The 11,793-nt window shown below is 72.6% G+C and carries 13 protein-coding genes, 1 tRNA gene, 1 other RNA gene and 1 pseudogene; 9 read left to right on the top strand and 7 right to left on the bottom strand.

What is annotated here, in order from left to right; translation table 11 throughout:
• Positions 1–24: 24 nt before the first annotated feature.
• Positions 25–112: transfer RNA gene (locus R9X44_RS22900), tRNA-Ser, on the bottom strand.
• 10 nt (positions 113–122) lie between these two features.
• On the bottom strand, positions 123–443 hold the full coding sequence (locus R9X44_RS22895) for a DUF952 domain-containing protein (RefSeq protein ID WP_319816302.1): 321 nt from the start codon (positions 441–443) through the stop codon (positions 123–125).
• A gap of 46 nt (positions 444–489) precedes the next feature.
• Here R9X44_RS22895 and ffs point away from each other — a divergent pair.
• From ffs to R9X44_RS22865, 6 genes are all read left to right on the top strand, one after another.
• Positions 490–585, top strand: an RNA gene (ffs, locus tag R9X44_RS22890) — signal recognition particle sRNA small type.
• 22 nt (positions 586–607) lie between these two features.
• Positions 608–2,740 (top strand): DNA polymerase III subunit gamma and tau, encoded by a 2,133-nt coding sequence (locus R9X44_RS22885; protein WP_319816301.1) that lies wholly within the window; start codon positions 608–610, stop codon positions 2,738–2,740.
• 140 nt (positions 2,741–2,880) lie between these two features.
• Complete coding sequence (locus R9X44_RS22880) at positions 2,881–3,213, top strand: YbaB/EbfC family nucleoid-associated protein (protein ID WP_319816300.1); 333 nt, start codon at positions 2,881–2,883, stop codon at positions 3,211–3,213.
• A 1-nt stretch (position 3,214) separates the two neighbouring features.
• Positions 3,215–3,814, top strand: coding sequence for a recombination mediator RecR (gene recR, locus R9X44_RS22875; RefSeq protein ID WP_319816299.1), 600 nt, complete (start codon positions 3,215–3,217; stop codon positions 3,812–3,814).
• Positions 3,807–4,409, top strand: coding sequence for a DUF5063 domain-containing protein (locus R9X44_RS22870; RefSeq protein WP_319816298.1), 603 nt, complete (start codon positions 3,807–3,809; stop codon positions 4,407–4,409). The genes recR and R9X44_RS22870 overlap by 8 nt, the downstream gene beginning before the upstream one ends.
• Before the next feature lie 113 nt (positions 4,410–4,522).
• Positions 4,523–5,461 (top strand): EamA family transporter, encoded by a 939-nt coding sequence (locus tag R9X44_RS22865; RefSeq protein WP_319816297.1) that lies wholly within the window; start codon positions 4,523–4,525, stop codon positions 5,459–5,461.
• Positions 5,462–5,540: 79 nt separating this feature from the next.
• On the opposite strand, the gene R9X44_RS22860 is transcribed toward R9X44_RS22865, so the two are convergent.
• Together R9X44_RS22860 and R9X44_RS22855 are read right to left on the bottom strand one after the other, a co-directional pair.
• Positions 5,541–6,743, bottom strand: coding sequence for a CoA transferase (locus R9X44_RS22860; RefSeq protein ID WP_319816296.1), 1,203 nt, complete (start codon positions 6,741–6,743; stop codon positions 5,541–5,543).
• Complete coding sequence (locus R9X44_RS22855) at positions 6,740–7,393, bottom strand: GntR family transcriptional regulator (protein WP_319816295.1); 654 nt, start codon at positions 7,391–7,393, stop codon at positions 6,740–6,742. The genes R9X44_RS22860 and R9X44_RS22855 overlap by 4 nt, the downstream gene beginning before the upstream one ends.
• Positions 7,394–7,454: 61 nt before the next feature.
• Here R9X44_RS22855 and R9X44_RS22850 point away from each other — a divergent pair, with 61 nt between their 5' ends.
• Positions 7,455–8,369, top strand: a complete 915-nt coding sequence (locus R9X44_RS22850; RefSeq protein WP_319816294.1) for a hydroxymethylglutaryl-CoA lyase — start codon at positions 7,455–7,457, stop codon at positions 8,367–8,369.
• A gap of 37 nt (positions 8,370–8,406) precedes the next feature.
• Here the strand turns inward: R9X44_RS22850 and R9X44_RS22845 are convergent, their stop codons facing one another.
• A complete protein-coding gene (locus R9X44_RS22845; RefSeq protein WP_319816293.1) occupies positions 8,407–8,919 on the bottom strand; it encodes a hypothetical protein in 513 nt (170 codons plus the stop codon).
• A gap of 27 nt (positions 8,920–8,946) precedes the next feature.
• Here R9X44_RS22845 and R9X44_RS22840 point away from each other — a divergent pair, with 27 nt between their 5' ends.
• The gene (locus tag R9X44_RS22840) at positions 8,947–9,117 is read left to right on the top strand and encodes a hypothetical protein (RefSeq protein ID WP_319816292.1); all 171 of its coding nucleotides are present in this window, start codon (positions 8,947–8,949) and stop codon (positions 9,115–9,117) included.
• 36 nt (positions 9,118–9,153) lie between these two features.
• Here R9X44_RS22840 and R9X44_RS22835 read toward each other — a convergent pair whose 3' ends face one another.
• Positions 9,154–9,537: an RNA polymerase sigma factor gene (locus R9X44_RS22835; protein ID WP_319816291.1), complete on the bottom strand. Its 384-nt coding sequence runs from the start codon at positions 9,535–9,537 to the stop codon at positions 9,154–9,156.
• A gap of 208 nt (positions 9,538–9,745) precedes the next feature.
• Between R9X44_RS22835 and R9X44_RS22830 the strand changes: the two are divergent.
• Positions 9,746–10,204, top strand: a pseudogene (locus tag R9X44_RS22830) (NUDIX domain-containing protein); the annotation flags it as partial.
• A gap of 57 nt (positions 10,205–10,261) precedes the next feature.
• Here the strand turns inward: R9X44_RS22830 and R9X44_RS22825 are convergent.
• Entirely contained in the window at positions 10,262–11,650 is a 1,389-nt protein-coding gene (locus R9X44_RS22825; RefSeq protein WP_319816290.1) for a tetratricopeptide repeat protein, read from the bottom strand.
• Between the last annotated feature and the right edge of the window lie 143 nt (positions 11,651–11,793).

Below are 11,793 nucleotides of genomic sequence, written 5' to 3'. Positions count from 1 at the left end.
TGTTTCAGTGCCCGGCGAGGCACTTGGCGGAGGATACGAGATTCGAACTCGTGAGGGCTTGCACCCAACACGCTTTCCAAGCGTGCGCCCTAGGCCACTAGGCGAATCCTCCGTGGGAGAGTCTAGCGGGTGTTGGGGAGTGGGAGAACACGGATTACGGACGACGGGGGGAGGGGGGAGTAGAGGTGGGGGAAGAGGTCGCCGGTGGGGGCGGGCTCGTAGCGGACGTCGAGGGAGGCGGGGTCGATCTCGAGGAGGCAGAGGGTGGTGGGGTCGGCGTCTGAGTAGTAGGTGGTGAGGACGTGGGGGAGTTGGGGTTCGGTGCAGCAGTGGATGAAGCCGACCTCGGCGAGGGTCTGGTCGCGGGTGGACATGGCGTACGGGGAGGCGGGGGTGGCGGCGGCCCAGGCGACGCGGTCGGCGACATGGAAGATGGCGGACATTCCACGGACTGTACGGGCGGGTGGCCGGGATGACATAGACTCGGGGGCAGACCCCTCGCATGGCGTCATCTTGTGAACCTCCCCAGGGCCGGAAGGCAGCAAGGATAAACAGGCTCTGGCGGGTGTGCGAGGGGTCCTTTCGTCGAGACGGACGGGTCCCCTAGATGAGTCTGGCTCTCTACCGCAAGTACCGCCCGGCCACCTTCGGTGAGCTCAAGGGGCAGGAACACGTCGCAGAACCGCTCCAGCAGGCCCTGCGCAACGGACGGGTCAACCACGCCTACCTGTTCAGCGGGCCGCGCGGCTGTGGGAAGACCTCCAGCGCCAGGATCCTCGCCCGCTCCCTCAACTGCGAGCAGGGCCCGACCCCCGATCCCTGCGGCGTCTGCGAGTCGTGTGCGGCGCTCGGCCCCGGCGGGGCGGGCCACCTCGACGTGATCGAGATCGACGCGGCCTCGCACGGCGGCGTCGACGACGCCCGTGACCTGCGGGAACGCGCCTTCTTCGCGCCGGTCTCCGCGCGGTTCAAGGTCTACATCATCGACGAGGCCCACATGGTCACGCGGGAGGGGTTCAACGCCCTCCTGAAGCTTGTCGAGGAGCCTCCGCCGCACCTGAAGTTCGTGTTCGCGACGACGGAGCCCGAGAAGGTCATCGGGACGATCAGGTCGCGCACCCACCACTACCCGTTCCGGCTGATCCCGCCGAAGACCCTCCAGGAACTCCTCGTGGAGATCCTGACGTCCGAGGACGTCCCGTACGAGGAGGCGGCGCTGCCGCTGGTCGTGCGGGCGGGCGCGGGCTCGGCGCGCGACTCCCTGTCGATCCTCGACCAGTTGCTCGCGGGCTCCGACGAGGCGGGCATCACCTACGCCCGCGCGGTCTCCCTGCTCGGTTACACCGACGCGGCCCTGCTCGACGAGGTGGTCGACGCGTTCGGCGGGCGCGACGGCGCAGCGGTGTTCGCCGCGATCGACCGGGTGATCGAGAGCGGCCAGGACCCGCGCCGCTTCGCCGCCGACCTGCTCGGCCGCTTCCGCGACCTGGTGATCATGGCGAACGTGCCGGAGGCGACGCGCACCGGCCTGATCGACGGCCCCGCCGACGAGCTCGACCGCATGCGCGCCCAGGCCGCCGCGATGGGCCCGGCCGACCTCACCAGGGCCGCCGACCTCATGCACGCCGGCCTTACCGAAATGCGGGGGGCGACGTCTCCGCGACTTCTCCTTGAGCTGATCGCCGCGCGGATCCTTCTGCCGGGAGCCTACGGCGACGAGTCCGCGCTGCTCGCCCGGCTCGACCGCCTCGAACGGCAGGGCCCGCCCGCGCCGAGCGGAAATGCCGGTTATGCGGTTTCCGCCCCGGCCCCGGCCCCGGCCCCGGCCCCGGCCCCCTCCGCGCCGTCCCGTCCCGCGCCCCGGGCCCCGCAGGCCCCGCAGCCCGTCGAGGCGGCTCCGAGCGCGCCGCCCGCCGAGCGTCCGCAGCCGTCCAAGGTCGCCGACTGGGCCCCCGAGCCCGCGCGTCCCGAACCCGACGCCCAGGCCGAGCCCGCCCGGCCCCCGGCGTCAGCCCGTCCCGACTCCGACGGCTGGGGCGCGCAGGCGTCGCCTTCCGCGTCCGAGCCCGCCCGCCCTCCGGCGGCGTCCGCCCGTCCGAGCTCCGACGGCTGGGGCGCGCCCGCGCAGCCCGCGCCCACGTCTTCAGGCGGCGTCGACGTGAACGGCGTCCGGCAGCACTGGCCGCGGATTCTCGAGTCGGTGCAGCGCCGCAGCCGTGTCGCGTGGATGTCGATCATGGAGGGGGTGGCTCCGGCGTCGGTCGAGGGCAACCTCTTGACGATCGCGTTCGACCATGAGGGCAAGCGCAAGAACTTCGTGAACGGCCGTCGCGACGGCGTCCTCGCCGAGGTGCTGAAGGAGCTGTTCGGCGTGGAGTGGCGGATCGAGGCGGTCCTCGGGTCGTCGCAGGCCCCGCCCAGGGCCGCCGCGCCGCCGCCCCCAGTCTGGGACGCCCCGCGCCCCCAGGCCCAAGCCCAGGCCCCGGCCCCGCCCGCCGCCCCGCAGGCGTCCCCGCCCGAGCCGCCGCGCGCCCCGCGCCCGCAGTCGCCCGCCCCGCAGCCCTCGCGCACCCCGGAGCCCGCGCCCAAGGCCCCCGCGCCGGAAGACCCGCTGCCCCCGCCCCCGGACGGCCCCGACGACCTCGACGAGTCCGACGGCACGGGCGGGGCAGACTTCGGCCTCGCGCTGATCCAGCGCGAGCTCGGCGGCCAGATCATCGGCGAGATCACCACCCCCTGACGCCCCCGTCGGGCCCCGCGCGGAACCCGAGCCCGTTGTGTCGGGCTCCATACGGTTTGTCACGGAGCGGGCCGCCGGGGTCGTATCGCAATCGGCCCGGACGTCGTAGGCTCGGAGTCCTACGTTGGAGGGGGAAGGCCGTGGAACCCGGTTTCGACATGCAGCGGTTGCTTGAGCAGGCGCAGGCGGTGCAGCAGCAGCTTTTCGCGGCACAGCAGGAGCTGGCGGACGCCGAGGTCGAGGGGACCTCGGGCGGCGGCCTGGTGCGGGCGACGATGAACGGCCAGGGCGAGATCACCGCGCTGGTGATCGACCCGAAGGCGATCGACGCCGACGATCCCGCCGAGACCGCGGAGACCGTCGCGGACCTGGTGATCGCGGCGATCCGCGACGCGGCGCGCGCCGCCGCGGAGCTCCAGCAGAGCACGATGGGCCCGCTCGCGCAGGGTATGCCCGGTCTGCCGGGGTTCTGAGATGTACGAGGGCGTCGTCCAGAACCTGATCGACGAGCTCGGCAGGCTGCCGGGCGTCGGTCCCAAGGGCGCGCAGCGGATCGCCTTCCATCTGCTGAACGCCGACCCTGCGGAGGTCATGCGGCTCGCCGACGCGCTCCGCCAGGTGAAGGAGAAGGTCCGTTTCTGCCGGGTCTGCGGGAACGTGGCCGAGGAGGCGGAGTGCCGGATCTGCCGTGACGTGCGCAGGGACCGCGCCGTGATCTGCGTCGTGGAGGAGTCCAAGGACGTCGTCGCGATCGAGAAGACACGGGAGTTCCGGGGGACGTATCACGTTCTCGGCGGGGCGATCAGCCCGATCGAGGGCGTCGGGCCCGAAGATCTTCGTATCCGTGAGCTGATGCAGCGGCTCGCGGACGGGGAGGTGACCGAGCTCATCCTCGCCACCGACCCGAATCTTGAGGGCGAGGCGACGGCGACGTACCTGGCCCGGCTCGTGAAACCGATGAACCTGAAGGTGACCAGGCTGGCGAGCGGTCTGCCCGTCGGGGGAGACCTGGAGTACGCCGACGAGGTCACGTTGGGCCGCGCTTTCGAAGGACGGAGACTGCTCGATGTCTAGTGCGAACACCTCGAAGGACTGGGACGACCTCGCGGAACGTGTCGTCCTGCACGTGGAGAACTACCTGGCGGGTCTCGAGCGCTGCGCGCGCGGCGAGGCGGGCAGCCAGACGGTGTCGGTGCTGCTGCTCGAGGTCGCCCAGGTGATGCTGGCGGGCGCGCAGCTCGGGGCGAGCCCCGACGTGGTGCTGCCCGACAACTGGGAGCCGGAGATGGGCCCCGACCCGGATCTCGACGCGATCCGGCAGGGCCTGGCCGAGCGGCTGCCCTCGGTGGACGACTACGCCGAGGTGTTCGATCCGTACAAGGACCCGGAGCTCACCTCCTACCGCCTGTCGGACGACCTCGTCGACGTCGCCGCCGACCTTGCGCACGGCCTGCGCCACTACAAGGCGGGCCGGACCCTTGAGGCGCTGTGGTGGTGGCAGTTCAGCTACCTGAACCACTGGGGCAACCACGGCGGCGCGGCGCTGCGGGCGTTGCACGCGGTCGTCTCCGGCGTCCGGCTGAACGTGGCCGAGGAGCGTCTTGAGCCGGAGGCCGAGCCTGCCGCGAAGCCCGGCGCGGAGCCGGACACCGCGCTCGTCACCACCTGAGAACCTCTTTTTGACGGGAGGCGGCACAGGTCCCCGTGACGGGTGAGGGCACCGGGTTCACTTCGGCAACCCGCCAGGAGTGAACCCGGATTGGCACCTGTCATCATGGTGCGGTGCCCTCCCAAGGAAGATCGCAGGCCCTCGTCCTCGCCCTGGTGTCCGCGCTGGCCTTCGGCAGCTCGGGCGTCGCCGCCAAGCCGCTGATCGAGGCGGGTCTCGACCCGTTGCACGTGGTGTGGCTGCGGATCGCGGGGACCGCGCTGCTGCTGTCGCCGCTGGCGTGGCGGCGCAGGGCGCTGCTGTGGGAGCGGCCCGCCCTGCTGCTCGGGTTCGGCCTGCTGGGGATCATGGGCGTGCAGGCGTTCTACTTCGCGGCGATCTCCCGGGTGCCGGTCGCGGTGGCGTTGCTCGTGGAGTACCTGGGGCCGCTGCTCGTGCTCGGCTGGGTGCGTTTTGTCCGGCGTGCCCCGGTGAGCCGTGCCGCGGTGGTCGGTGTGGTCCTCGCCGTCGCCGGGCTCGCGTGTGTGGTGCAGGTGTGGTCGGGCCTCGCGTTCGACGCGCTCGGCCTCGGCCTCGCCCTGTGCGCGGCGGCCTGCCAGGCCGGGTACTTCCTGCTGGCCGACCAGGGCACGGGTGAGGACCAGCCTGATCCGCTCGGCGTCATCACGTTCGGCTTCCTCGTCGCGGCGCTCGCCCTGACCGTGCTGGCCCGCCCGTGGACGATGGACTTCTCGGTCCTGGCCGGCGAGGTCGGGTTCGACGGACGCGAGGTCGCGGCGCTCCTGCCGTACGGGTACCTGGTCGTCGTGGCGACGCTGTTCGCCTACGCGACGGGCGTGGTGTCGGTGCGGCTGCTGTCCGCGCCGGTCGCGGGGGTCGTCGCCTGCCTTGAGGCGGTCGTCGCGATCGTGCTCGGCTGGTTCCTGCTGCGCGAGCACCTCGCCGCGCCGCAGCTCGTCGGGGCGCTGCTCGTGCTGGCCGGGGCCCTGGTCGCCCAGCGCGCTACGCCGGCGCGTGACGCACGGGAGACCCGCGAGCTCCTTGACGTATAAAACACGCTGGACCGGGCGGACCGCCCTGATCGGTCCGTTCCGGCCCAGCGTGGAACAACAAAGGAACAACGGGTTAAGCCTAAACGGTTCCGGCGGCTTTCAACCCCTCAAGTCCGGCCGAATCGATGCCGAGCAGCCCGCCGTAGATCTCGGCGTTGTGCTCGCCGAGTTCCGGTCCGACGGAGCGGACCTCGCCTGGTGTGCCGGAGAGCTTCGGGAACACGTTCTGCATGGGGAACTCGCCGAACTCGGGGTGGGCGAGCCGGATGATGGCCTCGCGTGCCTTGAAGTGCGGGTCGGCGAGCATGTCCTTGGCCCGGTAGGTGAGCCCGGCGGGGATGCCGTTGTCGTGCAGCAGGGCGAGCAGCGGCTCGGACTCCCAGGTGGCGGTCCAGTCGCCGATGAGCGCGTCGAGTTCGTCGGCGTTTGCGCCGCGCGCCCCGTGGGTGGCGTAGCGGGGGTCGTCGGCGAGTTCGGGGCGGCCCATCACCTCGGCGAGCCTTGTCCAGATGGTGTCGCGGTTGGCGGCGATGAGGATCGGGCCGTCCTTGGTCGGGTAGACGTTGCTCGGCGAGACGTTCGGCAGGACGGATCCGGTGCGCTCGCGCTGGTATCCGGCGATCTCCCAGTCGGGCACGAGGGATTCCATCAGCGCGAACACCGCCTCGTACAGTGCGGAGTCCACGATCTGGCCCTTGCCGGTCCGCTGCCGCGCGTGCAACGCGACGAGCGTGCCGAGCGCGGCGAACGTCCCGGCGAGTTCGTCTCCTAGGGAGATTCCAGCGCGCGCGGGCGGCGAGTCGGGGTCCCCGGTGACGTACCGGATGCCGCCCATCGCCTCGCCGATCGACCCGAACCCCGCGCGCGGCGAGTATGGCCCGTTCTGGCCGTATCCGGTGACGCGGGTGATGATGAGGCCCGGGTTCAGCTCCCACAATGTCTCCGGCGCGAGCCCCCAGCGCTCGAGCGTGCCCGGGCGGAAGTTCTCGACGAGCACGTCGGCCTGCGCGATGATCCGCCGCGCGAGGTCCTGGCCCTCGGACGTGCGCAGGTTCAGCGTCACCGACTTCTTGTTGCGGGCGAGGATCGGCCACCACAGCGACTTGCCGTGCGGCTTCTCCCGTCCCCACTCGCGCATCGGGTCGCCCGAGCCCGGCGGCTCGATCTTGATGACCTCCGCGCCGAAGTCGCCGAGGAGCTGGCCGCAGAACGGGCCGGCGAGCAGCTGGCCCATCTCCACGACGCGCAGGTCGCCCAGCGCGGAGGTCTGGGGGTCGGTCATGGGTCCTCCCTGGGGGTCGCGGAGATGTTCGCGGCGGCGGAGCGCAGATGGGAGCGCATCACCGAGGCCGCCCACTCGGGGTCGCGGGCGGCGATCGCGGCGACGACCTCGCGGTGGTGGCCCATGCTGCGGGCCAGCGCGTCGGGGTCGTAGCGGTGGAAGGTGCCGAGGATGAGGGGCGCGTGCATCACCGACGTGAGCATCGCGGGGAGCCGTCCGTTGCCGGACGCGTCGATGAGCAGGGCGTGGAAGCGCGAGTTCAGCTGGGCGAGTTCGGCGAGCTCGCCTTCGGCGGCGGCCGTCTCCATCGCCGCGCACAGCCCGCGCAGCTCGGCGAGGACGGTTTCGGCGACGCCGATCCGCGCGGCGCGGGCCGCCGCGTAGGGCTCGAGGAGCGTGCGGAGCTCGAAGATCTCGGCGATGTCGGACTCGGTCCACAGGGACACCCGCGCGCCCCGGTGCGGCAGCACCTCGACGAGCCCGTCGGCGCCGAGCCGTCCCAGGGCCTCGCGGACGGGGGTGCGCGACAGGCCGAGCGTCTGGGCGAGCTCGACCTCGGCGAGGCGCGCGCCGGGGGTGAGCTCGCCGCCGAGGATCATCCGGCGCAGCTGCGTGTAGGCGGTGTCCGCCGCGCGGTTCCCGGCTGCCATCCCTGCCCCTTCCCCTGGCTGTTGCATGCAATATAGGGGAGTATGCCAACAGCGACAAGGGATGATTCGGAAGGATGGGGTCAGATTGCATACAACAGTGCTCGAGGTCGGACCGCGTGACGGACTCCAGAACGAGGCGCGCGCCCTGTCCCCGGACGACCGGATCGCGCTGATCGCCCGCTGCGTCGAGGCCGGGGTGCGCAGGATCGAGACGGTGTCCTTCGTGAACCCCAGGCGGGTGCCGCAGATGGCCGGGGCCGAGGAGGTCATGAAGGGCGTGCCGCGCGTGGACGGCGTCTCCTACAGCGGCCTCGTGCTCAACCGGCGCGGACTCGACCGCGCGCTGGACGCGGGCGTGGACGAGGTCAACGTCGTCGTGGTCGCGTCGGATACGTTCTGCCAGCGAAACCAGGGCTGCACCACCGAGGAGGCGCTCACCGCCTGGGACGACATCGCCGCGTCCGCGCACGCCGCGGGCGTGCCCGTCGGGATGACGATCGCCGCCGCCTTCGGCTGCCCGTTCGAGGGCGAGACCCCGCCCGCACGCGTCGCGGAGATCGCGCGGCGCGCCGAGGCGGCAGGCGCGTTCGAGGTGGCGCTCGCCGACACGATCGGCGTGGGCGTGCCCGCGCAGGTGCGCGACCTGTCACGCCGGACGAAGCAGGCAGCGCCCACGGCGGCCCTGAGGTTCCACTTCCACAACACGCGCAACACCGGCTACGCCAACGCGCTCACCGCGCTGGACGAGGGCGCGGCCGTCCTCGACGCGAGCGCGGGCGGCTTCGGCGGCTGCCCCTTCGCCCCCGCCGCGACCGGCAACATCGCCACCGAAGACCTGCTCTACGCGCTGCACCGCAGCGGCGTCGAGACCGGCATCGACATGACCGCGATCGCCGAGACCGGCACCTGGCTCGGCACCCTCCTCGACAAACCCGCCCCCGCCCTCCTCGGCTGCGCCGGGGGTTTCCCGGCCTGAGCAGCGCCCGTACCGGACCCCGGTACGGGCGCTTCGCTTACGGCAGGTCGGGCCTGTCGTCGGTCCAGCCGATCCTCGTCACCGTGGTCGCCGAGACGACCTCGCCCGTCGCCGTCGTGTAGTGCTGTACCGCGAGCGGAAGCCCGTCGGCGGGGTCGATGACGAGCCTGAGCATCTGGTCGGCGCTCCCGTCCGCGCCCATCGCGACTGACCTGCCCTGCCGGCCGAGCGCGTCGGTCACCGCGCCCGTCGAGACGACCCCCGGCAGGCCCGCGATCAACCGGTAGGCGGCGGCCCGCACCTCGGACGAGACGGGCAGTTCGGACACCAGATGGACGCCCATCTCGAACAGCAGCGTGTCGAGCTCCACGCCCTTCGTGCCGGGCTTCAGCCGCCGCGCGAGCGCGTCCTTCAGCGCGACGGGATCGGCGGGCAGCCCACGGAGCTCCCCGAGGGTGATGTCGGAACTGCGAGCGCGCCGACCGACCCCGTCGCCGCCACAGGTTCCGACGTGGGCGGCGGCGCTTCCGCCGAGACCACCTGCTCGCACCTCTTGCCCTCCGGACACCCCGCCACGGTGGTCGGGAACCGGACGGTCCACCGCGTCGGCGACCCGTCGGCCCGCCACGCGGCCTCATCGGCGGGCGTCACCGGCACATACCCGGACGAACGCGTGATGTTCCAGCTCTCGCCACCGGGCTCCGCCGCGATCCAGATCTCCCGCTTCATCAGCGCGTGGACCGAGTAGCCCTTGCCCTCGACCTCAAACCTTCCGATCCCGGTCTCAGTGGCGATCCTCCAGTAGCCGCCCTCGCCCGGGGACTCCTCGAGGCTCGTGGCGGCCGACATGAGGAGTGCGTCCGCCGACTGCGGCCCAGGCGCGCCGGTGCCGTGCGACGAGGTTCGTCGCTATCCCGAACAGCCAGGCGCGCATGGAGCCACGGGACGGGTCGAACCCGGCGCGCTGCTTGAACGCGAGAAGGAACGTCTCGGCCGCGACGTCGTCGGCGGTCTCCACGCCGAGCCGTCCCGCGACATAGCCGTGCACGGCGTCGAAGTAGCTGTCGTACACGTCGGTGAACCGCTCGGGATCGTCGGGGAGCGCGTCCTGGCCCCCGCGCGCGGCGTCGCGTCCGACGGTTTCTGGTCCGCTGGTCGTCGATCTCACCGCACCGCCTCGATCACCCTCATGGAGCCGCCTTTCGCCGGGAACCGTCATCACCGGTACTTCGCCGACGCCGCCCCGCCCTTTCCCGCGCCTCCCGGAACCGATCCTGTGGATAACTCTTGGGGCCGCTTTCCAGGTGTCATGATCGGGGTGCGGGCGTCGTGCGCGGCGGTCGCGGACGGGGTTCTGGCGGTTGTGCGCGGCGCGCATGGGCGTGCGGCGCGGTGAGGAGGCCGGGGTGTACGGGGTACTGCGGAGGATATGGCGGGCGAAGTTCATGAAACGCCTGCAGTGGCGGCTGCTGTGGCTGTCGCACGCGACGTTCATGTGCGGGATCACCGCCGTGGTGCGCACCGAGGACGGGCGGGTGCTGCTGCTCCGGCACCGCTTCTGGCCCGACGGACGCCAGTGGGGCTTCCCCACGGGCTACGCGCTCAAGGGCGAACGCCACGAGGACACCATCGCGCGCGAGGTCAACGAGGAGACCGGCCTGTCGGTCGAGGTCGGCCGCCTGCTCAAGGTGAACAGCGGCTACCGGCTGCGGATCGAGATCATCTACGAGGCGGTGCTGAAGGGCGGGCTCGACTCCCTGAAGGTCGACTCCAAGGAGGTCCTCGACGCCCAGCTTTTCCACCCGCACGACCTGCCCGAGGGCATCCAGCCCGCCCACCGGGACCTCGCCCTGCTGTTAGAGCCAGCAGCCCCCGGCGCGAGCCCGTGCGCGTCAGGGGAGGTGGGCGCGGGTCGCCTCGACCAGGGGGTGGCAAGCGCCGAGGACGTCGATGCGCGCGGCGAGCACCGCGCGGATCTCGGCGCGCGCCTCCTCGGCCCGGCCGAGCAGCAGGATCACCAGCGCGAGCTCGAAGCGGGTGGCGAGGGTGTCGGGGTGGTCGGGGCCGAGCACCGCGCCGCGCTCGCCGAGCAGCCTCCGGAAGGCCGCCTCGGCCTCCTCGTAACGCTCCTGGCCGCTCATCGCCGAGACGACCCCGTGGTAGGTGGCCAGGGCGTCGGGATGCGACGGGCCCACCGTCAGCAGCTCGGTGTGCCAGACCTCGCGGAACGCCTGCTCGGCCTCCTCGTAGCGGCCCTGCCCGGCGAGCGCGGCGGCCTCGCCGCGCAGCACGGCGAGGGTCGCGGGGTGCTCGGGGCCGAGCATCCGCAGATGGTCTTCGAGGATCGCGCGGTACATGTCCTCGGCGGCCCCGTGCTTGCCCTGTCCGGCGAGCGTCCCGGCGATGCCGCGCCGCACAGTGAGGGCGTCCGGATCGCCCGGCGGGCGGGTCCCGGCGTCGAGGATGCCCCAGTAGGCGGCCTCGGCGTCCACCCACATGCCGCGTCCGGCGAGCGCCGCGGCGATCTCCCCGCGCACCGCGACGGCCTCGGGGGCGGCGGGCCCGAGCGCGTCCTCGAGGACGGCGAGGCAGGCGCGGGCGCGCGACTCGGCGACCCGGTACCTGCCCGCGGCGTTCAGTCCGCGCAGGCAGCGCGGCACCGCGCGCACGACGCCGGGATCGAGCCCGCGCCGGACCGCCGCGCCGTCCGGGGCGATCTCGGGGGATCGGGGGCCTTCGGCCTCGGCGATCAGCACCGCGAACACGTGCGGGGCGAGCGCGCACCACAGCGGCCAGGCCGGGGCCCGCCCGGGGTCGCCGAGCGCGTCGGCGGCCCTGACGAGCAGCGCCCGCGCCGCGTCCCGCAGCGCCGCGCCCTCCCCTGCCCCCTCACCGCTCCCGAGCGCCGAGACCTCCGAGATCCCAACGGTGTCCGAGGACTGCGAGATCTCCGAGACCTGCAAGATCTCTGAGGCTTCCGCGGCCGCGCGGCCAGGCGCGGACGTGGGCGGGCGGCCGGGCGCGGGGGCGGACGGGCGGGTGAGGTGGAGGAGGGGGACTCGGGAGCCTGGGGAGGCGGGGCGGAGCAGGCCCGCGCGTTCCAGGGCGGCGAGCGCGGCCCACAGGGCCTCGCCGGTGATCCCCTCGAAGCCGGGGAAGTCGCGCAGGACCACGGGGCGCAGGACGAGCGTGTGCGGCAGGGGATGCGGCGCGAACCTGCCGAGCAGCGCCAGCAGCCTCCGCGCGTAGGGAGTCGCGGGCGCCGCGGCCACCGAGCCCATGGGTCCGTGTCCACCTTCCGCCGAGTGATCGTCCTCCGCGGAATGAGACTTCGTTGCCCGGCTTTCGGTTCACTTCGGGTGTTTTCCGGCCGGGGCGGGGGCGCAGCGGGCCTGGCGGCCGGGTTTGATACGCCTGTCTCAGC

Origin of the sequence: Actinocorallia sp. A-T 12471 (assembly GCF_033875155.1) — a bacterium.
Lineage (GTDB): Bacteria > Actinomycetota > Actinomycetes > Streptosporangiales > Streptosporangiaceae > Actinocorallia.
The sequence above is the reverse complement of the archived record's forward strand: the minus strand, read 5'-3'. Positions and strand labels throughout refer to the sequence as shown.